This window comes from Mesorhizobium sp. Root554, assembly GCF_001427025.1.
GTDB lineage: Bacteria > Pseudomonadota > Alphaproteobacteria > Rhizobiales > Rhizobiaceae > Mesorhizobium.
On the sequence record NZ_LMGA01000001.1, the window covers coordinates 256,919 to 282,039 of the forward strand.

27 protein-coding genes are annotated in these 25,121 nt (G+C 63.7%); 18 read left to right on the top strand and 9 right to left on the bottom strand.

Features of this window, described 5'->3' with window-relative positions:
• Positions 1 to 36 precede the first annotated feature (36 nt).
• The 4 genes from ASD44_RS01245 (at position 37) to ASD44_RS01260 (ending at position 2,978) form a co-directional block, all read left to right on the top strand.
• Positions 37 to 798: a TlyA family RNA methyltransferase gene (locus ASD44_RS01245; protein ID WP_056107715.1), complete on the top strand. Its 762-nt coding sequence runs from the start codon at positions 37 to 39 to the stop codon at positions 796 to 798.
• Entirely contained in the window at positions 795 to 2,030 is a 1,236-nt protein-coding gene (locus ASD44_RS01250; protein WP_056107717.1) for a class I SAM-dependent RNA methyltransferase, read from the top strand. Before ASD44_RS01245 ends, ASD44_RS01250 begins: the two co-directional genes overlap by 4 nt.
• A gap of 71 nt (positions 2,031 to 2,101) precedes the next feature.
• Complete coding sequence (locus ASD44_RS01255; RefSeq protein ID WP_056107722.1) at positions 2,102 to 2,473, top strand: antitoxin Xre/MbcA/ParS toxin-binding domain-containing protein; 372 nt, start codon at positions 2,102 to 2,104, stop codon at positions 2,471 to 2,473.
• Positions 2,466 to 2,978 carry an RES domain-containing protein gene (locus ASD44_RS01260; protein ID WP_056107725.1) on the top strand — a complete coding sequence of 171 codons (513 nt, stop codon included), beginning with the start codon at positions 2,466 to 2,468 and terminating at the stop codon, positions 2,976 to 2,978. The genes ASD44_RS01255 and ASD44_RS01260 overlap by 8 nt, the downstream gene beginning before the upstream one ends.
• Positions 2,979 to 3,006: 28 nt before the next feature.
• Here the strand turns inward: ASD44_RS01260 and tldD are convergent, their stop codons facing one another.
• Positions 3,007 to 4,419 (bottom strand): metalloprotease TldD, encoded by a 1,413-nt coding sequence (gene tldD, locus ASD44_RS01265; protein WP_056107728.1) that lies wholly within the window; start codon positions 4,417 to 4,419, stop codon positions 3,007 to 3,009.
• Positions 4,420 to 4,728: 309 nt separating this feature from the next.
• Between tldD and ASD44_RS01270 the strand changes: the two genes are divergently transcribed.
• The gene (locus ASD44_RS01270) at positions 4,729 to 5,256 is read left to right on the top strand and encodes a cupin domain-containing protein (RefSeq protein WP_056107730.1); all 528 of its coding nucleotides are present in this window, start codon (positions 4,729 to 4,731) and stop codon (positions 5,254 to 5,256) included.
• A 1-nt stretch (position 5,257) separates the two neighbouring features.
• Here ASD44_RS01270 and ASD44_RS01275 read toward each other — a convergent pair whose 3' ends face one another.
• Positions 5,258 to 5,773: an invasion associated locus B family protein gene (locus tag ASD44_RS01275; protein WP_056107733.1), complete on the bottom strand. Its 516-nt coding sequence runs from the start codon at positions 5,771 to 5,773 to the stop codon at positions 5,258 to 5,260.
• A gap of 379 nt (positions 5,774 to 6,152) precedes the next feature.
• Here ASD44_RS01275 and coxB point away from each other — a divergent pair, with 379 nt between their 5' ends.
• The 11 genes from coxB to rnhA all read left to right on the top strand — a co-directional run bounded on the left by coxB (position 6,153) and on the right by rnhA (position 15,346).
• The gene (gene coxB, locus ASD44_RS01280; RefSeq protein WP_056115191.1) at positions 6,153 to 7,019 is read left to right on the top strand and encodes a cytochrome c oxidase subunit II; all 867 of its coding nucleotides are present in this window, start codon (positions 6,153 to 6,155) and stop codon (positions 7,017 to 7,019) included.
• Positions 7,020 to 7,055: 36 nt separating this feature from the next.
• The gene (ctaD, locus tag ASD44_RS01285) at positions 7,056 to 8,708 is read left to right on the top strand and encodes a cytochrome c oxidase subunit I (RefSeq protein ID WP_056107736.1); all 1,653 of its coding nucleotides are present in this window, start codon (positions 7,056 to 7,058) and stop codon (positions 8,706 to 8,708) included.
• Positions 8,709 to 8,801: 93 nt separating this feature from the next.
• Positions 8,802 to 9,746, top strand: coding sequence for a heme o synthase (locus ASD44_RS01290; RefSeq protein ID WP_056107738.1), 945 nt, complete (start codon positions 8,802 to 8,804; stop codon positions 9,744 to 9,746).
• Positions 9,747 to 9,748: 2 nt separating this feature from the next.
• Complete coding sequence (locus ASD44_RS18540) at positions 9,749 to 9,913, top strand: hypothetical protein (protein ID WP_056107742.1); 165 nt, start codon at positions 9,749 to 9,751, stop codon at positions 9,911 to 9,913.
• A gap of 8 nt (positions 9,914 to 9,921) precedes the next feature.
• On the top strand, positions 9,922 to 10,557 hold the full coding sequence (locus tag ASD44_RS01300) for a cytochrome c oxidase assembly protein (RefSeq protein WP_056107747.1): 636 nt from the start codon (positions 9,922 to 9,924) through the stop codon (positions 10,555 to 10,557).
• Between the two features lies 1 nt (position 10,558).
• Positions 10,559 to 11,443 carry a cytochrome c oxidase subunit 3 gene (locus ASD44_RS01305; RefSeq protein WP_056107750.1) on the top strand — a complete coding sequence of 295 codons (885 nt, stop codon included), beginning with the start codon at positions 10,559 to 10,561 and terminating at the stop codon, positions 11,441 to 11,443.
• Positions 11,444 to 11,550: 107 nt separating this feature from the next.
• Positions 11,551 to 11,937: a DUF983 domain-containing protein gene (locus ASD44_RS01310; protein ID WP_056115195.1), complete on the top strand. Its 387-nt coding sequence runs from the start codon at positions 11,551 to 11,553 to the stop codon at positions 11,935 to 11,937.
• Complete coding sequence (locus ASD44_RS01315; RefSeq protein WP_056107754.1) at positions 11,934 to 12,692, top strand: SURF1 family protein; 759 nt, start codon at positions 11,934 to 11,936, stop codon at positions 12,690 to 12,692. Before ASD44_RS01310 ends, ASD44_RS01315 begins: the two co-directional genes overlap by 4 nt.
• A gap of 133 nt (positions 12,693 to 12,825) precedes the next feature.
• Positions 12,826 to 13,830 carry a 4-hydroxy-3-methylbut-2-enyl diphosphate reductase gene (gene ispH, locus ASD44_RS01320; protein ID WP_056107757.1) on the top strand — a complete coding sequence of 335 codons (1,005 nt, stop codon included), beginning with the start codon at positions 12,826 to 12,828 and terminating at the stop codon, positions 13,828 to 13,830.
• Positions 13,831 to 13,832: 2 nt separating this feature from the next.
• Entirely contained in the window at positions 13,833 to 14,813 is a 981-nt protein-coding gene (locus ASD44_RS01325; RefSeq protein ID WP_056107760.1) for a homoserine kinase, read from the top strand.
• Positions 14,810 to 15,346 (top strand): ribonuclease HI, encoded by a 537-nt coding sequence (gene rnhA, locus ASD44_RS01330; protein ID WP_056107763.1) that lies wholly within the window; start codon positions 14,810 to 14,812, stop codon positions 15,344 to 15,346. Before ASD44_RS01325 ends, rnhA begins: the two co-directional genes overlap by 4 nt.
• A gap of 13 nt (positions 15,347 to 15,359) precedes the next feature.
• On the opposite strand, the gene ASD44_RS01335 is transcribed toward rnhA, so the two are convergent.
• The 3 genes from ASD44_RS01335 to ASD44_RS01345 all read right to left on the bottom strand — a co-directional run bounded on the left by ASD44_RS01335 (position 15,360) and on the right by ASD44_RS01345 (position 17,282).
• A complete protein-coding gene (locus ASD44_RS01335; protein WP_056107764.1) occupies positions 15,360 to 15,839 on the bottom strand; it encodes a DUF2938 domain-containing protein in 480 nt (159 codons plus the stop codon).
• A 77-nt stretch (positions 15,840 to 15,916) separates the two neighbouring features.
• On the bottom strand, positions 15,917 to 16,402 hold the full coding sequence (locus tag ASD44_RS01340) for a peroxiredoxin (protein ID WP_056107767.1): 486 nt from the start codon (positions 16,400 to 16,402) through the stop codon (positions 15,917 to 15,919).
• A 73-nt stretch (positions 16,403 to 16,475) separates the two neighbouring features.
• The gene (locus ASD44_RS01345) at positions 16,476 to 17,282 is read right to left on the bottom strand and encodes a protein-disulfide reductase DsbD domain-containing protein (RefSeq protein WP_056107769.1); all 807 of its coding nucleotides are present in this window, start codon (positions 17,280 to 17,282) and stop codon (positions 16,476 to 16,478) included.
• A gap of 147 nt (positions 17,283 to 17,429) precedes the next feature.
• Here ASD44_RS01345 and ASD44_RS01350 point away from each other — a divergent pair, with 147 nt between their 5' ends.
• On the top strand, positions 17,430 to 18,038 hold the full coding sequence (locus tag ASD44_RS01350) for a YqgE/AlgH family protein (RefSeq protein ID WP_056107772.1): 609 nt from the start codon (positions 17,430 to 17,432) through the stop codon (positions 18,036 to 18,038).
• On the opposite strand, the gene ASD44_RS01355 is transcribed toward ASD44_RS01350, so the two are convergent.
• From ASD44_RS01355 to thrC, 4 genes are read right to left on the bottom strand one after another with little or no spacing between them, the layout of a single operon-like run.
• Positions 18,029 to 20,917 (bottom strand): EAL domain-containing protein, encoded by a 2,889-nt coding sequence (locus ASD44_RS01355; RefSeq protein WP_056107775.1) that lies wholly within the window; start codon positions 20,915 to 20,917, stop codon positions 18,029 to 18,031. The two genes, ASD44_RS01350 and ASD44_RS01355, sit on opposite strands and share 10 nt — an antisense overlap.
• 15 nt (positions 20,918 to 20,932) lie before the next feature.
• On the bottom strand, positions 20,933 to 21,538 hold the full coding sequence (locus ASD44_RS01360) for a GNAT family protein (protein WP_056115198.1): 606 nt from the start codon (positions 21,536 to 21,538) through the stop codon (positions 20,933 to 20,935).
• A 16-nt stretch (positions 21,539 to 21,554) separates the two neighbouring features.
• The gene (locus ASD44_RS01365) at positions 21,555 to 22,847 is read right to left on the bottom strand and encodes a pitrilysin family protein (RefSeq protein WP_056107778.1); all 1,293 of its coding nucleotides are present in this window, start codon (positions 22,845 to 22,847) and stop codon (positions 21,555 to 21,557) included.
• 11 nt (positions 22,848 to 22,858) lie between these two features.
• Positions 22,859 to 24,256 (bottom strand): threonine synthase, encoded by a 1,398-nt coding sequence (thrC, locus tag ASD44_RS01370; protein WP_056115201.1) that lies wholly within the window; start codon positions 24,254 to 24,256, stop codon positions 22,859 to 22,861.
• A 129-nt stretch (positions 24,257 to 24,385) separates the two neighbouring features.
• On the opposite strand from thrC, the gene ASD44_RS01375 reads away from it, so the two are divergent.
• Positions 24,386 to 25,099 carry a hypothetical protein gene (locus tag ASD44_RS01375; protein ID WP_310180477.1) on the top strand — a complete coding sequence of 238 codons (714 nt, stop codon included), beginning with the start codon at positions 24,386 to 24,388 and terminating at the stop codon, positions 25,097 to 25,099.
• The last annotated feature ends 22 nt before the right edge of the window (positions 25,100 to 25,121 follow it).

Below are 25,121 nucleotides of genomic sequence, written 5' to 3' on the forward strand. Positions count from 1 at the left end.
GTTGCGTTCGTGGTCCGCTTTCGCCATTGAAGGCGGATGAACAATCAGCCAGCCAGCCAGCGTCAGCGGCTCGATGAACTGCTCGTCGAACGCGGCCTGTTCGCCAGCCGGTCGCGCGCCCGCGACGCGGTGCAGCGCGGCACGGTTTCCGTCGATGGACTGGCGCAGGTCAAGGCGGGTGTTCTGGTTTCCGGCGACGCCGAGATCGCCGTGGCCGATCCGGCCCGGAATTATGTCTCGCGCGCCGCGCTGAAGCTGATCGCCGGGCTGGACCATTTCGGCTTCGATCCGCAAGGCGCGGATGCGCTCGACATCGGCGCATCGACCGGCGGCTTCACGCAGGTCCTGCTCGAGCGCGGCGCTGGCCATGTCACGGCCATCGATGTCGGCCACGGGCAGATGCATCCTTCGGTCCGCGACGACAGCCGCGTGACATCCGTCGAGGGGCTGAACGCCCGCAACCTCACCGCGTCCGATCTGGCCAGACGCGTGCCGGATTTCATCGTCTCGGACGTTTCCTTCATCTCGCTGAAGCTGGCGCTGCCGCCGGCGCTCGCCCTGGCGGGCAAGGGCGCCAAGGCCGTCCTGCTGGTCAAGCCGCAATTCGAGGCGGGCCGCGAACGCATCGGCAAGGGCGGGCTGCTGAGGGACCCGGCGGATGCCGAGCGCATAGCCGAAGATTTGCGTGACTGGCTGAATGCCGTTTCGGGCTGGCATGCTGTCGGCCTGCATCCTTCGCCAATCGAAGGCGGCGACGGCAACAGCGAATTCCTGCTTGGTGGGATAAAGGACCGATGAACGTGCGTTTCACCATCGACAGGCTGGGCGCGCACGGTGACGGCATCGCCCGGACCGAGTCCGGCGATGTCTTCATCCCTTTCACGCTGCCGGGCGAAACGGTGACGGCGGCGCTTGCGAGGGATCGCGCCGCGTTGATGGCTGTGCTCGAACCGTCGCCGCTGCGTGTCGCGCCGCCCTGCCGGCATTTCACCGAATGCGGCGGCTGCGCGCTGCAGCATCTGGAAGCCGAGGCCTACCGTGCCTGGAAAAGGGAGCGGGTCGTTCAGGCCTTGAGAGGAATCGACTGCGCTGTCGGTCCGATCATTGCCTGCGAACCGCATACGCGCCGCCGCGCCACCCTGGCCGCGCGCCGCACCGAGGCCGGCATGCTGCTCGGCTTCAACCGGCATCTGTCGTCGGAGATCATTCCCATCGAGGAATGCCCGATCCTGCTTCCCGAGATCGTCGGTGCTTTCGACAGGCTGAGAGCCGTTGCAAGTTCCCTCTGCACCACGACGAAGCCGTTTCATCTGACTGTAACGGCCACGATTTCCGGCCTTGATGTCGCTGCTCAGGATTCTGGCCGGCTGGATGACAGGCAGCGTCGCGAGGCCGCGGATTTCGCCATCCGCGAAGGCCTGGCGCGGCTTTCCGTCGATGGCGAGGTCGTCGTCGAGACGAAAAAGCCCGTGGTCATGTTCGGCAATGTCGCCGTCAGCCCACCGCCCGGTGCGTTTCTGCAGGCGGCCCATCAAGCCGAGCAGGCCATGGCCGGGCTGGTCGGCGAGCATCTCACGAAAGCCAAGCGGATTGCCGACCTGTTTTCCGGCTGCGGCAGTTTCGCGTTGCGGCTGGCGTCGAAGTCCGAGGTCCATGCGGTGGAAGGCGATGCGGCCGCGCTTGCGGCGCTCGACCGCAGCTTTCGCTTCGCCAGCGGCCTGAAGCGGGTGACGACCGAGAAGCGCGATCTTTTCCGCCGTCCGCTCACCTTCAAGGAACTGGCCGCTTTCGACGGGCTGGTGTTCGACCCGCCGCGCGCCGGCGCCGAGGACCAGGCAAAGCAGATCGCCCGGTCGGACGTGCCTTATGTGGCCGCGGTGTCCTGCAATCCCGTGACGCTGTCGCGCGACCTGCGCATCTTGCTGGACGGCGGCTACAGGCTGACAAGCGTCACACCCATCGACCAGTTCCTCTGGTCGCCGCATGTCGAGGCGGTCGCGCTGCTGGAGAAGCCGCGGAAAAGGCGTTGATGGCGCGGGCTTGAATTGCGCACCAATTGCGCTTATTTTGACATATACTAGTCAATTCATGGATAGAATAAATGAGGTCGGCGGCATTCCAAATTGCGGCATTGCGGTTTGAGGAAGGACGAACCCCCTTCCTCTCGGCAAGGCGCGTTGCCGAACAGCTTGGCGTCAATCTGGGTGAACTGGCCGGCCTTATCGGTGTCGCCCGCAACACGCTGACTGCCAAGACTGGCGCGCGCAAGGTCGATGCGGCTTTGAGCCCTGTCGTCCGCATTCTCTCGATGGCCAGTGAAATGGCCGGCGACGAACAGCGCGCCGCCATCTGGTTCAAGCATCAGCCGATCCCCGGCTGGGCCGGCAAGACGGCCTACGATCTCGTTCACGACGGCAAGGCCGAAAAAGTGCTTTCCTATCTGGAGGCAGTGCGTTCCGGCGTCTATGCCTGAATCACTGCCGCCGCAGGTGCTCTGGCGGGCCTTCGTCCCGCGCTGGGCTCATGTGCCGCTTTCGGGCGAAGGGGCGGCGCGTTTCGGCGGGCGATGGAATCCGGTCGGCGCCAGGACGATCTACGCGGCTCGCGAATTATCGACCGCCTGGGCCGAATACAATCAGGGCTTTGTCCAGCATCCGGCGCTGATCGCGCAACTTGAGCTGCTGCAGGCGCATCTGGCCGATTTGACCCATGAGGAGACGCTGGCCGCTTTGAACATCGGACCGGACATCCATCGCTGCCAATGGCGCGACGCGATCGACCGGGGGCTGACGCCTGAGACGCACGCATTGAGACAGCGGCTGTTGGCAGACGGATTTGACGGCGTGATTTACCCCTCCGTCATGTCGCCGGGCGGCACATGCGTGGCGCTGTGGCGCTGGAACGAGGACGGCGCACCGAAGCTCAACGTCATCGATCCGGATCACCGCTTGCCCAAGACGACAGCCTCCTGGGTTTAGCCGATCAGGAAAACAAGGTTCGGAGCGACTAAACCCGCGTCCCGCCGACCGTCATCTGGTCCATCCTGAGATGCGGCTGGCCGACGCCGACCGGCACGCCCTGGCCGGCCTTGCCGCACATGCCGATGCCGGTATCGAGCTTCATGTCGTTGCCGATCATGGAGACGCGGTGCATGGCGTCCGGGCCGTTGCCGATGAGCATGGCGCCCTTGATCGGCTGGGTGACCTTGCCGTCCTCGATCATGTAGGCCTCGGTGCAGCCGAACACGAACTTGCCGGACGTGATATCGACCTGTCCGCCGCCGAAGGACACGGCATAGATGCCGTTCTTGACCGAGGCGATGATCTCCTCCGGCTCCCTGTCGCCGGCGGTCATGTAGGTGTTGGTCATGCGCGGCATTGGCTGGTGGGCATAGCTCTCGCGCCGCCCGTTGCCGGTCGCCTTCATGCCCATCAGGCGGGCGTTCTGCCGGTCCTGCATGTAGCCGACCAGCTTGCCGTCCTCGATCAGCACATTGCGCGCCGAAGGGGTGCCTTCGTCGTCCACGGTCAGCGAGCCGCGCCGTTCGGCGATGGTTCCGTCGTCGACGACCGTCACGCCCCTGGCGGCGACCTGCTGGCCGAGCAATCCGGCGAAAGCCGAAGTCTTCTTGCGGTTGAAATCGCCTTCCAGCCCATGCCCGACCGCTTCGTGCAGCATGACGCCTGGCCAGCCGCTCGACAGCACGATGTCGAAGGTGCCAGCCGGGGCAGGAATGGCCTCGAGGTTGACGAGCGCCTGCCGCAGCGCCTCCTGCGCGGTGTGCTTCCAGCTGTCCTCGGCGACGAACTGGTCGAAGCCGGTGCGCCCGCCAATGCCGAAGGAACCGCTTTCCTGGCGGTCGCCTTCGCCGACGACGACGCCGACATTGACCCGGACCAGCGGGCGGATGTCGCGCACCGTCTGGCCGTCGGCACGCACGATCTCGACATGCTGCCACGACGAGGTGAGCGAGGCCGTCACCTGCCGCACGCGCGGATCGGCGTTGCGCAAAAAGGCGTCGACCTCCTGCAGCAGCTTGGCTTTCGCCTCGAAGGACGGCGACGGGATCGGGTTCTCGTCGCTGTAGAGATGGCGGTTGGTGCGCGGCGGCGCTTCCGCCAGCGTGCCGGAATAGCCGCCCTTGACCGTGGCCACGGCATCGGAGGCGCGCAGGAGCGCCGCCTCCGACAGCTCGCTCGAATGGGCGTAGCCGCTTGCCTCGCCGGCCACGGCGCGCAGTCCGAAGCCCTGGTCGGTGTTGAAATTGGCCGTCTTCAGCCGGCCATTGTCGAACATCAGCGCTTCGCTCTCGCTGTATTCGAGGAACAGTTCGCCATCGTCGGCGCCGTTGAGCGTATCGGCGACGATCCGCTTGATGCGGTCTTCGGAAATGTCGAACTTGCCGATGAGGCTGGTCATGGAGGGTTGTCCTGAACGGGGAATGGTTTTCACCGATGTAGGCGCGTCGGTCCCATTCGGCAACCGCTACTGGCGGACGGACGCCTTGATGCGAACCATGAAGGACTGCCATATCGCGGACCGATTTCCGCATATACATATGTTGGCGTGACGCTGCCAACGAAGGCGACGTCCAGATTGGCAAGGGAGCCTTCCTCGGCAAGGCCTTGATCCAGCAGTCTTTGCCGTTCCGCTCATTGGCCTTAGCCCCGCGAGGATATGGCAACCCCGCGGCGGAAGCTGTCCGCCGCAAACCTTCGAGGATCAAAAATGCCGGTACGGGAAAGACCATCCTTCATCGCCCATTGGCATGACATCGAACACGACGACGACTGGCACTATGACGAAGATGACGAGCCGATGAGCATCGGAGCGCCTTTCGGCAGACATTTCGGCCTGACAAAGCTGGGCATCCACCATCAGCGGCTGCCCCCCGGCCGGCGCACATCCTTTCCGCATGCCGAGAGTGCCGAAGAAGAGTTTGTCTACGTCATCGAAGGCGAACCTGACGTCTGGATCGACGGCTATCTCCATCGGCTAGTGCCTGGCGATGCCGTCGGGTTTCCGGCCGGCACCGGGATCGCGCACAGCTTTCTCAACAACACCGACGCCGACGTCCGCCTTCTCGTGGTGGGCGAACGGACCAAGCCGGAGAACCGTGTATTCTATCCCCTCCATCCTGAGCGCAGACCGCTGCATCCCGACTGGTGGGACGGTCATCCGACGCACGCGCTTGGTCCGCACGACGGAATGACCGACAAGCGGCGCGCAGAGAAGGCCAGGCGAAAAGCCGAATAGGTCAGGGCAGCGCTGCGAAGCCTTCGCCGAAGCCTTTCAGGTCGACCGGGATGCCGATGCCTTCCTCAGGCGTCTGGAAGACGATGAAGGTCGCGGCCTTGCCGGTCTTCAGCGTGTCGAGCAGCGGCTTTTCGAGGATGACCTCGGCGTAGCACCCGTCCTGGAAGCAGCGGACGAAATAGGCGCGGCCGATATCCTTGCCGTCGACGTTCAGGCCAAGGCCGTTCGGCAAAAGCACGCCAAGGGGCGCCAGCACGCGCAGGATTTCCGCCTTGTTGTCGGCGGTGCGCAGGACGACCACCGAAAGGCCCATCTCGGGCCTGTCCTCGGCGACGACATTCTGCATCATCACGCATTGCTCGGAGGTCGCGCCGGCCGGCGTATCGCAGATGATGGACCAGGCGCCATGGGTCGATTTCACCGTGCCGCTCGGCTGCGCGGCATACGCGCTTGCGCACATCGACAGGGCGGCAAGCAGGACGACCTTCGCCGAAATTTTCGAGACCCAAGAGTTCATAACGGCTCCATCACGAATCACGGCACTTTAAGCCCGGCAAAAGCAGAGGAAAAGCAGGCGACAGGCTTCAGTCCGCCTTGAATGCGGCTCGAATGCGGTTTTCAGGCCAAAATCCTCGTTCGGACCCGTTCGCCCTGCTTTATACCGTGCGATGGCGGAAAAACAGGCCCGGCGGGCAACCTTCCGCACGATATCTGGCGCGGCGTGCAGCCGCCGCCAGCCTTACGCGCAAAAATGCCGCACGGTTTCGGCCGCTCCTTTCTTGCGGCGGGAAAAAGAGTATGGTTTGAACCACGCTTAGCTGTCCGGGATTCCCGTTCGGGCATTGTTATGTATTCTTGCGGCCGGATCGTGAGGGCACTGGGAGATGATGAGGGCGATGAGGAAATTTATTGCAGGCGCCAGCGCCACGACCGCGTTTCTCGCAGGTGCTTCCGCCCATGCGGCGCAGCCTGTCGAATGGCAGATGACATTCCAGCCCGCCGCCACCGGCATGATGAGCCAGATCACCTGGTTCGAGCATTACACGCTCTGGTTCATCGTACCGATCACCCTGTTTGTGCTGGGGCTGATTGCCTACTGCTTCTTCAGGTTCCGCGACAGCGTCAACCCGACCCCGACGCGCACGAGCCACAACACCTTCATCGAGGTGCTCTGGACCGTGGGGCCGGTCGTGATCCTGCTGTTCATCGCCATTCCCTCCTTCCAGCTTTTGACCGCGCAGTACACGCCGCCGGAAGAGCCGAAGCTGACCATCAAGGCGACGGCCAACCAGTGGAATTGGGACTACGAATATCAGGTCGATCAGCCGCTTTCCTACAACTCAGCCCTGCTGCAGGACGGCGATCGCGCCGGTCTCGGCAAGGAAGACAAGGCTGCCTACCCGCGCCTGCTGGCGGTGGACAACGAGATGGTCGTGCCGGTCAACACGACGACGCGCGTTCTGGTGACCGCGGCCGACGTGATCCACGCTTTCGCCATGCCGGCTTTCGGCGTCAAGACCGACGCGGTGCCCGGCCGCATCAACGAAATCTGGTTCAAGCCCGAGAAGGAAGGCCTCTATTATGGCCAGTGCTCGGAATTGTGCGGCAAGGACCACGCCTTCATGCCGATCGCGATCCGCGTCGTTTCGGATGCTCAATACAACACCTGGCTGGCAGCGGCCAAGGCAGACCTTCCCGGCGCCAACAAGGCGCTGATGGCCGAGGTCGAGGGTACCAACAAGGTAGCGGCCGCCGGCAACTGACGCACGGCCAAGCAAGAATAGGGAACGGAGCGGAAAATGGCGCACGCTGCAGCTCACGACGATCATGACCACAAGCCGTATCGTGGCTGGGTCCGGTGGGTTTATTCCACCAACCACAAGGATATCGGCACGCTCTATCTGATCTTCGCGATCTTCGCCGGCTGCCTTGGCGGGTTCCTTTCGGTCATGATGCGCTGGGAGCTGGCGGAGCCGGGCATCCAGATATTCAACGGTCTCGCCCAGATGGTCTACGGCGTCGGCGCCGATGAATCGATCGATGCCGGCAAGTCGATGTACAACGCCTTCACCACCGCCCATGGGCTGGTCATGATCTTCTTCATGGTCATGCCGGCGCTGATCGGCGGCTTCGCCAACTGGATGGTTCCGATCATGATCGGCGCGCCGGACATGGCGTTCCCGCGCATGAACAACATCTCCTTCTGGCTTCTGCCGCCGGCGTTCATCCTGCTGATCCTGTCGGCCTTCATGCCGAGCGCGCCCGGTGCCTGGGGCGTTGGCGGCGGCTGGACGATCTATCCGCCGCTCTCGACGTCGGGCCAGCCCGGACCGGCCATGGATCTGGCGATCCTGTCGCTGCACATCGCCGGCGCTTCCTCGATCCTCGGCGCGATCAACTTCATCACCACCATCTTCAACATGCGCGCGCCGGGCATGACCATGCACAAGATGCCGCTGTTCGCCTGGTCGGTGCTGATCACCGCCTTCCTGCTGCTGCTTTCCTTGCCGGTTCTGGCGGGCGGCATCACCATGCTTCTTACCGATCGCAATTTCGGAACGTCCTTCTTCGTGCCCGAAAATGGCGGCGACCCGATCCTGTTCCAGCACCTGTTCTGGTTCTTCGGCCATCCCGAAGTGTACATCCTGATCCTGCCGGGCTTCGGCATCGTCAGCCACATCGTCTCGACCTTCTCCCGCAAGCCTGTCTTCGGCTATCTCGGCATGGCCTATGCCATGGTCGCCATCGGCGCCGTCGGCTTCGTCGTGTGGGCGCACCACATGTACACCACCGGCCTGTCGCTCGACACGCAGCGCTATTTCGTCTTCGCAACCATGGTCATCGCGGTGCCGACCGGCGTGAAGATCTTCTCTTGGATCGCGACCATGTGGGGCGGCTCTATCTCGTTCCGTACCCCGATGCTGTGGGCAGTCGGCTTCATCTTCCTGTTCACGGTTGGTGGCGTCACCGGCGTGCAGCTGGCCAATGCCGGCCTCGACCGTTCGATGCACGATACCTACTACGTCGTGGCGCACTTCCATTACGTGCTGTCGCTCGGCGCCGTGTTCGCCATCTTCGCCGCCTGGTACTACTGGTTCCCCAAGATGACCGGCTACATGTATTCGCCGGTGATCGGCAACACGCACTTCTGGGTTACGTTCGTCGGCGTGAACCTGGTGTTCTTCCCGCAGCATTTCCTCGGCCTCGCCGGTATGCCGCGCCGCTACATCGACTATCCGGACGCGTTCGCCGGCTGGAACCATGTTTCGTCGATCGGCTCCTACATCTCGGCGGTCGGCGTGCTGATCTTCCTCTACGGCGTGTTCGAAGCCTTCCAGAAGAAGCGCGTCGCCGGCGCCAACCCGTGGGGCGAGGGCGCAACGACACTGGAATGGCAGCTGCCTTCGCCGCCGCCCTTCCACCAGTGGGAGCAGCTGCCCAGGATCAAGTAAGCGGCAGCAGAACGTTCAGGACCGCCGGCCCCGCCGGCGGTTTTGGCCAAACGGCCAGCGATTTTGGCCAGAATGACTGGAATTTGAGTACGTATGGCCCTTGTTGACGATACCCGGATCGAAGAAGCGGGCTTTCGCGTGTCGGAAGCCACCGCCGGGGATTTCTTCGCCCTCTTGAAGCCGCGCGTCATGTCACTCGTGGTGTTCACCGCGTTCGTCGGGCTGGTGGCCGCCCCGGTCGCGATCAATCCGCTTCTCGCCGTCATCGCCATCCTCGCCATCGCCATCGGCGCCGGCGCGTCGGGCGCGCTGAACATGTGGTATGACGCCGACATCGACGCGGTCATGACCCGCACCGCCAACCGGCCGGTGCCGTCGGGCCGCGTGCTGCCCGGCGAAGCGCTGGTTTTCGGGCTCGTGCTGTCGGCGCTGTCGGTGATGACGCTCGGCGTGCTGGTCAACTGGCTGGCCGCCGTCCTGCTTGCCTTCACCATCTTCTTCTACGCCGTCGTCTACACGATGTGGCTGAAGCGCTGGACGCCGCAGAACATCGTCATCGGCGGCGCCGCCGGCGCTATACCGCCGGTCATCGGATGGGCGGCTGCGACCGGATCGGTCAGCCTCGAAAGCGTCATCCTGTTTCTCATCATCTTCCTGTGGACGCCGCCGCATTTCTGGGCGCTGGCTTTGTTCAAGTCGGGCGACTATGCGCGCGCCGGCATCCCGATGATGCCGAACGTCGCCGGTGAGGCCTCGACCCGCCGCCAGATTTTCGCCTATGCGCTCGTTCTGGCGCCAATCGGCGTCCTGCCCTGGGCAATGGGCTATACGAGCGCCGTTTACGGTGTTGCCGCCGCGCTGCTCGGCATCGGTTTCGTCGGTTATTCCTGGCGGGTTTTCACCATGCCGGACTCCGATCGGGTGATGAAGCCGGCCAAGGCATTGTTCGGCTATTCGCTGCTTTATCTCTTCGCCATCTTCGCGGCCTACCTTGGCGACAGCGTTGTCGAGCGGTTCCTCTCGATGGGTGGCCTGTAACCATGCCCGAAGAAAAGCTCGAACTCGTCACCTTGACCGACCGGCAGAAGAAGGCCCGCCGCAATCGCTCGGTGGCGATTGGCCTGGCGCTTGGCGTGCTCGTCATCATCTTCTATGTGGCGACGATCGCCAAGTTCGGCCCCTCGATCCTCAACCGGCCGCTGTGAGGGATTGAATGAGCCAGCCTGCTGAAAAAACCAGACAGAAGGCGACCGGTGCCAGGGGCAACGGCGTCGTCGCCGGCATTTGCGTGGCGTTTTTCGTCGGCATGATCGGGATGGCCTACGCCGCCGTGCCGCTCTACCAGATGTTTTGCCAGGCGACGGGCTATGGCGGCACCACGCGGCGGACGACGCAATATGCCGACCGCGTGCTCGACCGCGACATCACGATCCGCTTCGACGCCAACACCTCCGGCGTGCCGTGGGATTTCGCGCCCGTGGCCCGTTCGATGACGATCAAGATCGGCGAGACGGCGCAGGCGCACTATACCGCGACCAACAAGTTCGACAGGCCGTCGGCCGGCCGCGCGACCTTCAACGTCGTGCCGGAAATGGCCGGCGCCTATTTCAACAAGGTGGAGTGCTTCTGCTTCACCGATACGACCTTGCAGCCAGGCCAGACGATGGATATGCCGGTGGTCTTCTATGTGGACCCCGACATCGTCAATGCGCCGGAACTGAAAGACATCAAGACGATTACGCTTTCCTATACGATGTTCCCGATCGAGGCGAACAAGCCGGTTGCCGCGGCGCCGGTCGAAGACAAGAGCACGACTATTCCGAATACCGCAGAGACTCTCGGGGGTTGACATGGCAGACGCACACGCAAAACCGCAACACGACTACCATATCATCGATCCCAGCCCGTGGCCGTTCATCGGCTCGGTCGGTGCGCTCATCATGGCCATCGGCGGCGTCGCCTGGATGCAGTATCTCAAGGGCAACGAGTTCCACCTGGTCGGGTTGAACATCGCCGGTCCGTGGATCTTCTTTGTCGGCCTGCTGGTCATCCTCTACGTGATGTTCTCGTGGTGGTCGGACACGGTGAAGGAAGCGCACGAGGGCCACCACACGCGGGTGGTTTCGCTGCACCTGCGCTACGGCATGATCATGTTCATCGCCTCCGAGGTGATGTTCTTCGTCGCCTGGTTCTGGGCCTTCTTCGACGCCAGCCTGTTCCCGAACGAAATACACCAGGTGGCGCGCGCCGAATTCACCGGCGGCGTCTGGCCGCCGAAGGGCATGGAGGTGCTCGATCCCTTCCACCTGCCGCTCTACAATACGATCATCCTGCTGCTTTCGGGCACCACGGTCACCTGGGCGCACCATTCGCTCATCCATGGCGACCGCAAGGGCCTGATCAACGGCCTGGTGCTCACCGTCGGCCTCGGGCTGTTGTTCTCCATGGTCCAGGCCTACGAGTACATCCACGCGCCGTTCGCCTTCAAGGACTCGATCTACGGCGCCACCTTCTTCATGGCGACCGGTTTCCACGGCTTCCACGTCATCATCGGCACCATCTTCCTGGGCGTCTGCCTGGTGCGCGCCATGCGCGGCGATTTCACGCCGAAACAGCATTTCGGCTTCGAGGCGGCGGCCTGGTACTGGCACTTCGTCGACGTGGTCTGGCTGTTCCTGTTCGCCTGCATCTACGTGTGGGCCTCGCACGGCGCGGTCATCGAACACGCCGGCTGAGCCCGGTCGAAATGATATGAGGGGGGTGGCCGTGGTGACATGGCCGCCCCTTGTCTTTTTGGCGTCGCTTTAAACGACGCTCATGGCCTCGGCCGTGGGAGTTGATCATGGATGAAGACAAAGCGCTGTGGGCGCCCGTCGAGCCGATTTCCGCCGGCCTGCGGGGCCGCTGCCCGCGCTGCGGCGAGGGCAGGCTGTTTTCCGGCTTCCTGTCGGTCGGCAAAAGCTGCGTCAATTGCGGACTGGATTATTCCTACGCCGATGCCGGCGATGGTCCCGCCGTCTTTGTCATCCTGATCATCGGTTTCGTCGTGGTCGGACTGGCGCTGTGGATGGAGGTGACGCTCAATCCGCCGCTATGGCTGCACTTCATCCTGTGGGTGCCGCTGACGCTGGTCCTCTGTCTCGGTGCGCTGCGCCTCATCAAGGGCGTGCTCTTGACGCTGCAATACAGCAACAAGGCCGCCGAAGGCAGGCTGGACGGCGGCAAATGAGCACCGGTGTGCATCAAGCGGATGCGGGCCATAGTCGGCCCCGCAAGGCTTTGGCGCTGGTTCTCGGCGCAATCGCTTTCCTGATCCTGATCGGGCTGGGCACCTGGCAGGTGCAGCGCCTGCAGTGGAAGGAAGGCCTGCTGCACACGATCGAGACGCGTATGCATTCGGCGCCGCTGCCCCTGGCGGACGTGGAGCGGCAATTCGCTGCCTCCGGCGATGTCGACTATGTGCCGGTCACGGTGTCAGGTACATTCCTGAATCAGGGCGAGCGCCATTTCTTTGCTACATGGCAGGGCGATTCCGGCTTCAACATCTTCACGCCCTTGCTGCTCGATGACGGCCGCTACGTGCTGGTAAACCGGGGCTTCGTGCCCTACGACCGCAAGGAACCGGCAAGGCGGCCGCAAAGCCAGCCTGCCGGCAGGGTCACCGTCACCGGGCTTGCGCGCAATCCGCTGGCCGGCAAGCCGTCGTCGATGGTGCCCGAAAACGATCCGGCCAAGAACATCTTCTACTGGAAGGACCGCGACGCGATGGCTGCAACGGCTGGGCTTCCGGCCGGCGCCGGCATCGTGCCGATCTTCATCGACGCCGATGCAACGCCCAATCCCGGCGGTCTGCCGGTCGGCGGCGTCACCATTGTCGACCTGCCCAACAATCACCTGCAATATGCGGTGACATGGTACGGGCTGGCGTTGGCGCTGCTCGGTGTGCTGCTGGTGTGGCTGCGGCGTCAATACAAGGGAAAATAGAGCCGGATATTTGCCGGTGAGGGGTGCTTCGACGGCTGGCGTGGTATTTGGACCTGGCGCTTCTCAAATGCGCCGCCGGCCTTGACAGTGCGACACGCACGCCGCATTTCCAGCCTTGAACGGAACCGGAAGAATGCTTCACACCAAGCCGCCCCTGACGATCAGGCTGTGCCAGCCGCGCGGCTTCTGCGCCGGCGTCGACCGCGCCATCCAGATCGTCGTGCTGGCGCTGAAAAAATACGGCGCGCCGGTCTATGTCCGCCACGAGATCGTCCACAACCGCTATGTCGTCGAGGGACTGCAGAACCTCGGCGCGGTGTTCATCGAGGAACTGTCGGAGATACCCGCAGAGCATCGGCGGTCGCCGGTGGTGTTTTCCGCCCATGGCGTGCCGAAATCGGTGCCGGCGGACGCGCAGGCCCGCAATCTCTTCTATCTCGACGCCACATGCCCGCTCGTCTCCAAGGTACACAAGCAGGCCATGCGCCACCAGCGGCAGGGCCGCCACGTGCTGCTGATCGGCCATGCCGGCCATCCCGAGGTCATCGGCACGATGGGCCAGCTTGCCGAAGGCGCGGTGACGCTGATCGAAACCGAGGAAGACGTTGCCAATTTCGTGCCGCGGGACGCCGATGCGCTTGGCTTCGTCACCCAGACGACGCTGTCGGTCGAGGACACCGCCGGCCTGCTGAAGGCGCTGGAGCAGAAGTTCCCGAACATGCAGGCGCCGGCGGCTGAATCGATCTGTTACGCGACGACGAACCGCCAGGACGCGGTGAAGGAGGCGGCTCCGGGCACCGATCTCTTCCTGACGGTCGGCGCGCCCAATTCGTCCAATTCGCGCCGGCTGGTCGAGGTCGCCGAGCGTGCTGGCGCCAGGCGTTCGCTGCTGGTGCAGCGCGCCGGCGAGATACCGTGGGAGACCCTCGGCGATATTTCGGTTCTCGGCCTCTCGGCCGGGGCGTCGGCGCCCGAAATCATCGTCGACGAGATCATCGACGCGTTCCGCCAGCGCTTCGATGTCAGGGTCGAACTCGCCGCCACCGCCGAGGAAACGGAAAATTTCCCGGTCATGCGCGTGCTGCGCGATGTCGAGCTGACGCCCGCCGACATGGCTTTCGTCAACGGTACGGCATAGGCATGGCCGTCTACACCGACATCGGCGAGATCGAGCTCGCTGCTTTCCTTGAGCACTATGGCATCGGCGAACTGCTCTCCTACAAGGGCATCGCCGAAGGCGTCGAAAACTCCAACTTCCTGCTCCACACCTCCACCGGCGCCTATATCCTCACGTTGTACGAGAAGCGGGTGAACCGGGACGACCTGCCGTTCTTTTTGGGACTGATGCGGCACCTCGCCGGCAAGGGCCTGAGCTGCCCGCTGCCGGTCACGCGCAAGGATGGCCAGACCATCAGCGAACTGGCCGGTCGCCCCGCCGCGATCATCACTTTCCTCGAAGGCATGTGGATGCGGCGGCCGACGGTGGACCACTGCCGCGAGGTTGGCAGGGCGATGGCGCAAATGCACCTCGCCGGCCAGGATTTTGCCATGCGCCGGGACAATGCCCTGTCCGTGTCCGGCTGGCGGCCCCTGTGGGACAAGGCCCGCGACCGCGCCGGCGAGGTCGAAGAGGGGCTTGCCGCGGAAGTGGAAAGCGACCTGGCCTTTCTGGAAGCCAACTGGCCGACCGAACTTCCATCCGGCGTCATCCATGCTGATCTTTTTCCCGACAACGTCTTTTTCCTCGGCAAGCGCCTGTCGGGCGTCATCGATTTCTATTTCGCCTGTACCGACCTTCTGGCCTACGACATTGCCATCTGCCTCAACGCCTGGTGCTTCGAAAAGGACAACGCCTTCAACCTGACCAAGGGCATGGCGCTGCTCGGCGGCTACACCGCCGTGCGTCCGCTTTCCGCCGAGGAGGCGAAGGCGCTGCCCATACTGGCGCGCGGCTCGGCCCTGCGCTTCCTGCTGACCCGGCTTTACGACTGGCTGAACACGCCGGCGGGCAGTCTGGTGGTCAAGAAGGACCCGCTCGAATATCTGCGGCGCATGCGCTTCCACCGGCAGATCGGTTCGGCCGAGGAATATGGCCTCAAGATCGAGACGGTGACGGCGTGAGGCGCGTCGAGGCCTATACGGACGGCGCGTGTTCCGGCAACCCTGGCCCCGGCGGCTGGGGCGCGGTGCTCCGCCTGCGCAGCGAAGGGGCCAATGACGGCGCGACGCGCGAGCTCAATGGCGGCGAGCAGTTGACGACCAACAACCGCATGGAGCTGATGGCCGCGATCAGCGCGCTGAACGCCATCAAGGACGGCACCGTTGTCGACCTCTACACCGACAGCAGCTACGTCAAGGACGGCATTTCCGGCTGGATCGAGGGCTGGAAACGCAATGGCTGGAAGACGGCCGACAAGAAGCCGGTCAAGAACGCCGAGCTGTGGCAGGCGCTGGACGAGGCGCGCAAGCGTCATACCGTGACCTGGCACTGGGTGAAGGGCCATGCCGGGCACCCGGAGAACGAGCGCGCCGACGAACTCGCCCGCGCCGGCATGGCGCCATTCAAGCCGGCGAAGTCGGCCGCGTCTTCCGCCTCCGTCAAGCGAACCGGCCTGGCGAAGAAGCCGGTCCGGCGGTCCAACCAGAGCTATTGAGGCGCTGGCAGGCTTAGCGGATCAGCAGCGCCGAACCGAAAAGGCCGAGCGCGAACACCGTGTGCGAGACAAGGTTGAGCACTCGGACCTTCGTCGGATTGGGCGCTTTCGAGGACGCCCAGCCTGCGCCCATGCCGGGCGCCAGCAGGAACCAGCCGGCGCCGACCGTCAGAATGCTCCAGATGAAGGCCGGCAGGAAGGTCGGTTGTACGAACCAGCTGACGCCGACAAGCAAGGCCAGAATGATCCCGTAGAGGATGCCGACCGCGTAGTGGAAAGCCCAACCGAGCGCCAGCTCGCCTGAATAGGGCGCGGCATTGCCGATGGCGTCGTGGAAGATTTTTCCATCGCGCAGATGCCAGACCCAGCGGCCGACAAGGCCCCAGTTCGGCCTTGGCAGCCCGAAACCGCGATTGAGGGCTATCGCCCACAAATCCATGAGCACCGTCGCGCCGAGACCGATCGCGGCTCCACGCAGGACCAGTTCCAACATGCAGGTGCTCCTGAACGTGATTGACTTCACGGCCGGCTTTTCGACACCGGCGCGGGATATGCGGCGAGATGGAATTTTCAGAGCTGCTCGAGGATTCTCACAGCGCCCGATTCCACCGCCTGGCCGGGCGCGCCCTCGATGTTGAGGGTGACGACCTTGCCGTCATCCACGATCATGGAAAACCGCTTCGAGCGCAGGCCCATGCCGCCGCCACTCGCGTCCATGTCCAGCCCCAGCGCCTTGACGAAATCGCCATTGCCGTCGGCGAGGTAGAGGATCTTGCCTTCGCCGCCGGTGAAGCGGGCCCATGCGCCCATGACATGATGGTCGTTCACCGCCACCACGGCCACCGTGTCGACCCCACGCGCCAGAATGGCGTCGTAATTGTCGAGATAGCCCGGCAGGTGGTTGTTGCTGCAAGTGGGGGTGAAAGCGCCTGGAACGGCGAAAAGCACGACTTTCTTGCCCGAAAATATCTCGGCCGTGCTCAAGGCCTTGCCGCCATCGGCGGTCATGGTCTTGAACGTCGCCTCGGGCAGCTTGTCGCCAACGGAAATCGTCATGAAAACCTCGCAAGTGGAAAAGCAGATGCAGCGATAGCGGAGCAAAGCTGACGCCGCAACCGCCAGGACCAGGTCATGGATAGGGCAGCAACCCTTCGACCGCGCCAGTGGTTCCCGTCACGGTGTAATGCAGCCCGGCGCCGGCGGGAATAGTGTCCGGCCGGTCGAGGATCGGCACGGAAAACAGCACCTTGCCGTTCTGTTCCGTCCGCGTCGGCGGGCCAAACATGTAATCCTGGTTCCCAGCGACGAAGAAATCCACGGCATCCGGCGCGCCTGGAGCAGCCACCTCGACATTCAGCGTCTCATCATCCCCTGCCACGGTGACGGCGCGGAAATCGCTTCTCTCCGCTTGCGGCAGCGCGGCGAACGCGGCCTTGACGAGTTGGGCGTCGGCGGCGTTGTCGGGGTCTGAGGCGGGGTCGACCGACAGCGTCGTCTGCACGGGAATACAGATGGTTTCGCAGATGCCGAGAAACACATGCGCTTCGATCAACGCTTTGTCGCCCGGGGATTTCAGCGTGAAGACGGCAGGCAAGGCTACCGAACGGTCGTAGCCCGCCCATTGCCCGTAGCCGTCGTCATGGCGCTGCGGCGCGGGAAAGGACAGGTCGATGCCTGCCACATTCGCGCTGGCGTTCACGTCGATCTGCGGCGGCACGCCACTGTCGCCCGGATCACGCCAATAGGTCTTCCAGCCCGGCTTGAGAGCGATCTCCAGAACGCCCTGTATCCGGCCCGCCTGATCGGCAGTCCCCGTCGTGACGAGCCGCACGCGGCCCCCCTGGCTTTCATACCAGGCCGACGACGACGCCGAGGCGAACCCGCAGGCCGCGACTGTAAAAAACAGGCTGAACGACAGGACTTTCAGCTTATTCATGGCGGTGATTTGACGTTGTCTTTGTGGCGGCGCAACCGCAGGCGCCGACACGCGACCATCATTTTTGCGTGACCCGTGCGACGACGCCGGTCAAACCGGCTTGCTCCCGCATCTTTCAAGGCAGGCCAAAACGCGTTACCTTGCGGCATGGATCTTTTGCGTCACAAGAGGCCAGCCGCACGAAGCGGCTTCCTGGATGACCAGTTCCTGATTGCCATGCCCGGCATGAAGGACGACCGTTTTGCACGCTCGGTGATCTATATCTGCGCCCATAGCGACGAGGGCGCGATCGGCCTCATCATCAACCAGACCCAGCAGATGCTGTTTCCCGACCTCCTGGTCCAGCTTGGCATCATGAACGAGCAGGAGGCCATTCGCCTGCCGCCGCAGACGCGCGATTTCGTCGTTCGCAACGGCGGTCCGGTGGACCGCAGCAGGGGCTTCGTGCTGCATACCGGCGATTACAGGGTCGACTCGTCCCTGCCTGTGTCGGACGACATCTGCCTCACCGCCACCGTCGATATATTGCGGGCGATTTCCGCCGGCAGGGGCCCGCGTCATGCCTTGATGGCGCTCGGCTATGCCGGCTGGGGCGCTGGCCAGCTCGAAAGCGAGATCGCCGAGAACGGCTGGCTGACCTGTCCGGCCACGCCCGCGCTGCTCTTCGATAGCGACATCGAAAGCAAATACGATCGCGTGCTGGCGTCCATCGGCATCGATCTGGCGCATTTGAGCCTCGCCGCCGGTCACGCCTGACCGACGGGATACTGTTCCTTCAGCAGCTTGACCACGGCATCGCCCGCCATCGGCGCGCCGAACATGAAGCTCTGGACATATTCGCAGCCCATCTGCCGCAACTCCAGCGCGTCGCGCTGGTCCGAAATGCCTTCGGCGACGACCGACAGGCCAAGCTCGTGCGCCATGTTGACCATGGAGCGCAGCAGAACGGCCCGTTTCGGCGTCGTGTCGTCAACGAAGCTCTTGTCGATCTTGATCGTGTCGAAGGGAAAGCGCGTCAGGTAGGACAGCGACGAATAGCCGGTGCCGAAATCGTCGAGCGACAGGCCGATGCCCAGTTGCTTGAGCTTGCCCAGCACATGGGCGGCCTGCTCGGGATTGTCCATCACCAGCGATTCCGTCAGTTCGAGCCGCAGGCATCGCGGCTTGATGTTGGCGCGCGCGATCACCGAACGCACGTCGCTGACGAGATCGCGGCGGATGAGCTGGCGGCTCGACAAGTTGACCGAAACCGAAAGCGGCGTGTCGCCGATCTGCTTTTGCCAGCCGGCAAGGTCTTCGGCCGCCTTCTGCATGGCGAAAAGACCCAGCTGCACGATGACGCCGCAGCTTTCCGCCACCGGAATGAAGTCCCCCGGCGGGATCATGCCGCGGCGCGGATGATCCCAGCGCAGCAGCGCCTCGAACCCGGCGACGCTGTTGTCCTCCAGCCGCACGATGGGCTGGTAGGCGAGGGTGAATTCGCGCCGCTCGATGGCGCGGCGCAGGTCGGACTCGAACTGCAGCCGGTCGGTGCCGACCGTCCGGAAGGCTGGACGGAACGGTTCGATACGGTCGCCCCCGAAGCGCTTTGCCTGATGCATGGCAAGTTCGGCATCCTTGACGATGTCCTCGGCGGAAACTTCGGTCGATGTCCAGGTGATGAGGCCGATGGATGCCGTCAGAACGATTTCCCGCTTGGCGAAGGTGATCGGCGCGCTGATCGCGTGCTTGATTGCATCGGCAACAGTGGCGATACGCGCCGGGTCCTGCTCGGACAGGAGCATCAGCGCAAACTGGTCGCCGGCGAAGCGCGAAAGCGAATCCTTCGGCTTGAGCAGCCGGTGCAGCCGCCGCGCCACGGTCAGCAGGATGGTGTCGCCTGCCGAAATCCCGAGCCCGTCATTGACCTGCTTGAAGCGGTCGATGTCGATGACGAAGACCGTCGGCCGCACCTTTTCCTCGGTGCGGGCAATCGAGATGACCGCCTCGAGGCGGTTCATGAAGAGTTCGCGGTTGGGCAGCCCGGTCAGATTGTCGTGAACGGCGTCGTGCAGCAGCCGTTCCTCGGATTTCTTCTGTTCGGTGACATCGACCATCGTGCCGACGCAGCGGATGACCTCGCCGTCGGACCCGACGACGGGCCGGGCGCGCAGGGAAAACCAGTGATAGTGGCCGTCCGCGCCGCGCAGTCGGAAATTCTGCGACACGCGGCCGCGTCGATGTTCCAGCACAACGTCCAGCGTGGTGCGGAAGGTGTCACGGTCGTCGGCATGCAGAACGGGCAGCCAGTTGCGCGCCGCTCCGCCAAGGCTGTTCGGCGCCAGGCCGAGCTGAAGGCTGACGTCCGGACGCGTCACCACGCGGTCGCGCAGGACGTCCCAGTCCCAGACGGTGTCGCCGGAGCCAGAAACCGCCAGCGCCTGCCTTTCGAGATCGGAAAACAGACCCTGGTGCAGCGCGCCGCCGGCAAACGCATGTTGCATGACGGTAAAGCCGATCAGAAGGATGATCAGGATCAGCCCGCCGCCGAGCGCCGGCTGGGCGATATCATTGTCGAGCAGGCCGGTAACGGCCATCCATGAGCCGCATAGCCATAACAGCACCATGACCCAACTGGGCACGAGCATGATGGCGCGGTCGTAGCCGCGGATTCCGAGGAAGATGATGAGGCCGAGCCCGGTTACGGCTGTTGCCGCGAAGGAAAGCCGTGCGATGCCCGCGGCGATGGCCGGGTCGATGATGGCGACGCCGGCAATGAGGATCAGGCCCAGCAGCCAGACGATTGCGCCATAGCTGAAATGGCCATGCCATCGGTTGAGATTGAGATAGGCGAAGAGGAAGACCACGAAGGTGGTGGCCAGCGCCACCTCGGTTCCGGCCCGCCATATCTGCTCGTTGCCGGGGGAAATTTCGATCACCTTGCTCAGAAAGCCGAAATCGACGCAGATATAGGCCAGGACCGCCCAGGAAAGGGCGGCGGTGGCGGGAAACATCGAGGTGCCCTTGACCACGAAAAGGATGGTCAGGAACAGCGCCAGAAGCCCGGCAATGCCGATGACGATGCCGCGGAACAGCGTGTAGGAATTGACCGAATCCTTGTAGGATTCAGGCTCCCACAGATAAACCTGCGGTAGCTTCGGCGAAGCCAGTTCGGCGATGAAGGTGACGACGGTGCCGGGGTTCAGGGTGACAAGGAAAACGTCGGCGTCGTTGCTGCCCTGGCGATCGAGCGCAAAGCCTTCGCTCGGCGTGATCGCGGCGATGCGGGTGGCGCCGAGATCCGGCCAGAAGATACCGGAATTCACCAGCCTGAAATGCGGCGCGACGATCAGCCGGTCGAGTTGTTGGTCGGTGGTATTGGCGAGCGCGAACACGGCCCAGTCGCCGGTCGAGCGGGCATCGTTGGCCTCGACTTCGATTCGCCGCACGATGCCGTCCGGTCCTGGAGCGGTCGAAACCTGAAAATTCTCGCCCTGATTCCGGTAGATTTCGACCGCGCCGGATAGGTCCAGCGCAACATCGTCGCGGGAAATCTTGATGGGTTCGACGGCAAAGGCGGCCGAAGCCGCGAAAAACGTCACGATCGCCGCGATGACGAAAGCAAGCAGCGACCCGTTTCGCAGGAAATGCCTCAACAAATCAGCCTTTGCTTACGCCTTCTGGTGCTTCGGTGCGCCTTGCGGAAAGTCCTCCGCCAGGCGAGCGTAGAGGTAGTGGTCCTGCCACGTACCGTTGATCTTGAGATAGGACCGCAGAAGTCCTTCGCGCTGAAATCCGGCTTTTTCAAGCACCCGGATAGAACGGGCATTGTCGGGAATACAGGCTGCTTCGATGCGGTGCAACCTCAGCGTATCGAAGGCGAAGCGGGCAAGCACGTTTACCGCGTCCGTCATCAGGCCGCGGCCGGAAAAAGGCTCGCCGATCCAGTAGCCGATATGCCCGCTCTGGGCGACGCCATGACGGATATTGCCGAGCGTAATGCCGCCGGCAAGTCTTCCCGTGTTGCGGTCGAGGATGAAGAACGCGATGGCTATGCCCTGCGCATGGTCTTCGCGGTAGCGGCCGATGCGGTGACGCCACGCCGTACGCTCCAGCTCATCGGGGGTCCAGCGCGGTTCCCAGCGTTCGAGGAAGCCTCTGCTTTTGCCTCGCAGCGCCGCCCACTCCTGATAGTCGTTCGCCAGAGGCAGACGCAGCGTTACCTTTTCGCCCTTCAGCGCCGGCAGGTCGCGGCGGAAGAAAGGGAGCGCGAACACATTGGCCTCGGAGAAATCAGCCGGCGAGCTTGCGCGCCGCCGGTTGAACACCGGGCAGCGCATCGAGGATCGCTTCGTATGGCGCAAGGGTTCCAACCGGACCGACCGCTGTCAGCGTCGGCTTGGTTGTGAAAATCCGCGACGACAGGTCGGTAAGGCGGCCGACGGTCAACGCCGAAAGCCGTTCCATCAGCTCTTCCTTGGGAATAGGCCGCCCGAAAAGAAGGAGCTGGCGCGCGATCTGCGAGGCGCGGCTCGCCGGGCTTTCGGCCGACATGATCAGCCCGGCGCGATATTGGGCGCGGGCGCGGTCCAGTTCTTCCTGCAGGATATTTTCGCCGGTGCGCTCCAGTTCGGTGATGATGACGGGAACCAGCTTGGCGATGTCGCTTTGCCCGGTGGCGGCATGGACGCCGAATATGCCGGTGTCGGAAAAGCCCCAGTGAAACGCGTAGACCGAATAACAAAGGCCGCGCTTCTCGCGCACTTCCTGGAAGAGACGCGAGGACATGCCGCCGCCGAGGATCATCGACAGCACCTGCGAAGCGTAGAAGTCGCGCACATGATAGGCGCGGCCTTCGAAACCGAGAACGATCTGCGCATCCATCAGGTCGCGGTTTTCGCGGAAGTCGCCGCCGACATACTGCGCATATTGCGGCAATGTGCTCTCAGCCTTCTGCCGGAAGCCACCCAGCCGCTTTTCGACTTCCCGGACGAACTCGTCGTGCTTCACGTCGCCGGCCGCGACCACCACCATGCGCTCCGCCCCGTACTGGCGCTCCATGAAGTCGTGAAGCTGCTTCGAGGTGAAGGATTTGACGGTTTCGGGTGTGCCGAGGATCGAACGGCCGATTGTCTGGTGACGGAACGCCGTTTCGGTGAAACGGTCGAACACGATGTCGTCCGGCGTGTCGTGGGCGGCGCCGATCTCCTGCAGGATCACATGCTGCTCTCGGCGCAATTCTTCCGGATCGAACTCCGATTCCTGCAGAATGTCGGCCAGGATATCGACCGCCAGCGGCATGTCGTCCACCAGCACGCGCGCATAGAACGATGTCGTTTCGACGCTGGTCGCGGCATTGATCTCGCCGCCGACATCTTCGATCTCGGAAGCAATCTGGAATGCGTTGCGTCGCTTCGTGCCCTTGAACGCCATGTGTTCAAGCAGATGCGCCATTCCGTGCTCTTCGTCGCGTTCGTTGCGGGCGCCGGACTTGACCCAGACCCCGAGGGCGACGGATTCGATGCTTGGAAGGGTTTCGGTGGCGACTGTCAGGCCGTTCGACAGACGGCTTACCTCAACACCCATATAGAAACTCCCTAACGCGCCGCTCGTGCTCGGCGGCTGATGTAATCTTCCACCATTTTTACCTCTGATGGAAGTACCGCGTAGTTTTCATCAAAATCCATCATTCCGGCGAGCCATGCCGGAAGGGCCGGAGAGATCCCGCAGGCGGCTTCGACCGCGGCGGGAAATTTCGCCGGATGCGCGGTGCCGAGAACGACCATCGGCGTGCCCGACAATGCCTGCCCGCCAGCCACATGCACCGCCGCGGCCGTGTGCGGGTCGAGAAGGTAGCCGCTAGCCGCAAGCGTCTCCTTGATCGTCGCCGCCGTTTGCCCCACATCGGCCCGGCCGGCGCCGAATTCGGCGCGAATGGCGGCGATCTCACTGCTTTCAACCGTGAAAGCGCCGGATTGCTTGAGCGAATTCATGTAGCGCCGCACGCTCTCCGCATCGCGGCCGGCCGCTTCGAAAAGCAGCCGTTCGAAATTGGATGAAACCTGGATGTCCATCGACGGCGAGGTGGTCGGCACGACGCCCCTCGTGCGGTACTCGCCGCTTTCGATGGTGCGCGCCAGAATGTCGTTGTCGTTGGTGGCGATCACCAGCCGCTCGATGGGCAGGCCCATGCGCTTGGCGGCGTAGCCGGCGAAGATGTCGCCGAAATTGCCGGTCGGCACGGTGAACGAAACCGGCCTGTCGGGCGCGCCGAGCGAAATGGCCGAGGAGAAATAATAGACGATCTGGGCCATGATTCGCGCCCAGTTGATGGAGTTGACGCCCGACAGCGCCACCCGGTCGCGGAAGCCGTGGTCGTTGAACATGTCCTTGAGCAGGCCCTGGCAGTCGTCGAAATTGCCTTCGATGGCCAGCGCATGGACATTGGCCGCCTGCGAGGTCGTCATCTGCCGCTGCTGGACAGGCGACACGCGGCCATGCGGGAACATGATGAAGATGTCGGTGCGGTCGCGGCCGGCGAAAGCGTCGATCGCCGCGCCGCCCGTATCGCCGGAGGTAGCGCCGACGATCGTCGCACGCTGGTCGCGCTCGGTCAGCACATGGTCCATCAGCCGCGCCAGCAACTGCATGGCCACATCCTTGAACGCCAGTGTCGGCCCGTGGAAAAGCTCCAGCACGAATGTGTTGGCCCCGATTTGCACCAGCGGGCAGACCGCCTCATGCCGGAAGGTGGCGTAGGCTTCGCGCACCAGCGTTTCGAACAACGGCGCGGAAATCTCGCCGCCGACGAAAGGCGTCAGCACGCGGATCGCCAGGTCGGCATAGGGCAGGCCGCGCATCGCCCGGATGTCGTCCGCCGAGAAATGCGGCCATTCCTGCGGAACATAGAGCCCGCCGTCGCGCGCCAGGCCCGTCAGGATGGCATCCGAGAAACCAAGCACCGGTGCTTCGCCGCGCGTGCTTACATAACGCATTTCCGACCGTCCATTGCCGCCCGGCCGCATCCTTGGCCGGATCAAGGTAAATTTTCTGGGCGCACTCAGTCGCATTTTTGCCGCCGCGTTGCTATAGGACAGCAGCTTTACGAGAGGGAAGTGCAGTTCATGGTGTTTCGTTCGTTCAGCAGCCGCTTTTTTGCCGGTCTGGCCTTATCCGGCTTTGTTCTGGCCGCCAGCGGTTGCCAATCCAGTGACAGTGCCAGTGTTCTGAACGTCGACGGCAAGTCCGGCGCCGCGCCGGCCGCCCAGACGGCGGCCGCGCCAGATGGCAAGACCCGGTCGAGCGAGCTGGAGGGCTTTTGCCCGAAAGTGACGCTGCGCGAAGGCACCGCCTATTTCAGCACCTATGCCAAGGGCGGCCAGGACGATCCGGCCAAGCTCGCCTATCAGGCATCCATTTCCGACGTCACCCGCAGCTGCAGCCGCGCCACCGGCGCGCTGACGATGACGATCGCCGTTGCCGGCAGGGTGGTGCCGGGTCCGCAGGCGGCCGCGGGCACCGTGACCATGCCGATCCGGGTGGCGGTGACACGCGGTGGCGAGGTTCTCTACAGCCAGCTGCATCAGTACAAGGTCCAGGTTTCCGACACCTCCGCGGCCACCCAGTTTGTCTTCACCGACGCCAATGTCAGCGTGCCGATCCCGACCGGCAGGGAATATCAGGCATATGCCGGCTTCGACGAAGGTCCGCCCAAGGCCAAGAAGAGCGACGAGCCGAAGCGCGCCGTTCGCCGGGTGAGAAAACCGGCGCGGCAGGCTCCCCAGCCCGCACAGCCACAGGGCACTCAAGGCACCATGTCGGATATCCCGCGCGGATAATCGCGGCGGTTGCAGGCAAGAG

Excerpts from the sequence above, each read along its gene's own strand:
- ASD44_RS01250 (WP_056107717.1), top strand. The coding sequence starts at position 795 with ATGAACGTGCGTTTCACCATCGACAGGCTGGGCGCGCACGGTGACGGC.
- ASD44_RS01315 (WP_056107754.1), top strand. The coding sequence starts at position 11,934 with ATGAGCACCGGTGTGCATCAAGCGGATGCGGGCCATAGTCGGCCCCGC.
- ASD44_RS01245 (WP_056107715.1), top strand. The coding sequence starts at position 37 with ATGAACAATCAGCCAGCCAGCCAGCGTCAGCGGCTCGATGAACTGCTC.
- tldD (WP_056107728.1), bottom strand. The coding sequence starts at position 4,419 with ATGACCAGCCTCATCGGCAAGTTCGACATTTCCGAAGACCGCATCAAG.
- ASD44_RS18540 (WP_056107742.1), top strand. The coding sequence starts at position 9,749 with ATGCCCGAAGAAAAGCTCGAACTCGTCACCTTGACCGACCGGCAGAAG.
- ASD44_RS01345 (WP_056107769.1), bottom strand. The coding sequence starts at position 17,282 with ATGAATAAGCTGAAAGTCCTGTCGTTCAGCCTGTTTTTTACAGTCGCG.
- ASD44_RS01290 (WP_056107738.1), top strand. The coding sequence starts at position 8,802 with ATGGCCCTTGTTGACGATACCCGGATCGAAGAAGCGGGCTTTCGCGTG.
- ASD44_RS01335 (WP_056107764.1), bottom strand. The coding sequence starts at position 15,839 with ATGTTGGAACTGGTCCTGCGTGGAGCCGCGATCGGTCTCGGCGCGACG.
- ASD44_RS01305 (WP_056107750.1), top strand. The coding sequence starts at position 10,559 with ATGGCAGACGCACACGCAAAACCGCAACACGACTACCATATCATCGAT.
- ASD44_RS01275 (WP_056107733.1), bottom strand. The coding sequence starts at position 5,773 with ATGAACTCTTGGGTCTCGAAAATTTCGGCGAAGGTCGTCCTGCTTGCC.
- ASD44_RS01350 (WP_056107772.1), top strand. The coding sequence starts at position 17,430 with ATGGATCTTTTGCGTCACAAGAGGCCAGCCGCACGAAGCGGCTTCCTG.
- ASD44_RS01340 (WP_056107767.1), bottom strand. The coding sequence starts at position 16,402 with ATGACGATTTCCGTTGGCGACAAGCTGCCCGAGGCGACGTTCAAGACC.
- ASD44_RS01270 (WP_056107730.1), top strand. The coding sequence starts at position 4,729 with ATGCCGGTACGGGAAAGACCATCCTTCATCGCCCATTGGCATGACATC.
- ASD44_RS01300 (WP_056107747.1), top strand. The coding sequence starts at position 9,922 with ATGAGCCAGCCTGCTGAAAAAACCAGACAGAAGGCGACCGGTGCCAGG.
- ASD44_RS01260 (WP_056107725.1), top strand. The coding sequence starts at position 2,466 with ATGCCTGAATCACTGCCGCCGCAGGTGCTCTGGCGGGCCTTCGTCCCG.
- thrC (WP_056115201.1), bottom strand. The coding sequence starts at position 24,256 with ATGCGTTATGTAAGCACGCGCGGCGAAGCACCGGTGCTTGGTTTCTCG.
- ispH (WP_056107757.1), top strand. The coding sequence starts at position 12,826 with ATGCTTCACACCAAGCCGCCCCTGACGATCAGGCTGTGCCAGCCGCGC.
- ASD44_RS01375 (WP_310180477.1), top strand. The coding sequence starts at position 24,386 with ATGGTGTTTCGTTCGTTCAGCAGCCGCTTTTTTGCCGGTCTGGCCTTA.
- ASD44_RS01325 (WP_056107760.1), top strand. The coding sequence starts at position 13,833 with ATGGCCGTCTACACCGACATCGGCGAGATCGAGCTCGCTGCTTTCCTT.
- ASD44_RS01365 (WP_056107778.1), bottom strand. The coding sequence starts at position 22,847 with ATGGGTGTTGAGGTAAGCCGTCTGTCGAACGGCCTGACAGTCGCCACC.
- ASD44_RS01255 (WP_056107722.1), top strand. The coding sequence starts at position 2,102 with ATGAGGTCGGCGGCATTCCAAATTGCGGCATTGCGGTTTGAGGAAGGA.
- ctaD (WP_056107736.1), top strand. The coding sequence starts at position 7,056 with ATGGCGCACGCTGCAGCTCACGACGATCATGACCACAAGCCGTATCGT.
- coxB (WP_056115191.1), top strand. The coding sequence starts at position 6,153 with ATGAGGAAATTTATTGCAGGCGCCAGCGCCACGACCGCGTTTCTCGCA.
- ASD44_RS01310 (WP_056115195.1), top strand. The coding sequence starts at position 11,551 with ATGGATGAAGACAAAGCGCTGTGGGCGCCCGTCGAGCCGATTTCCGCC.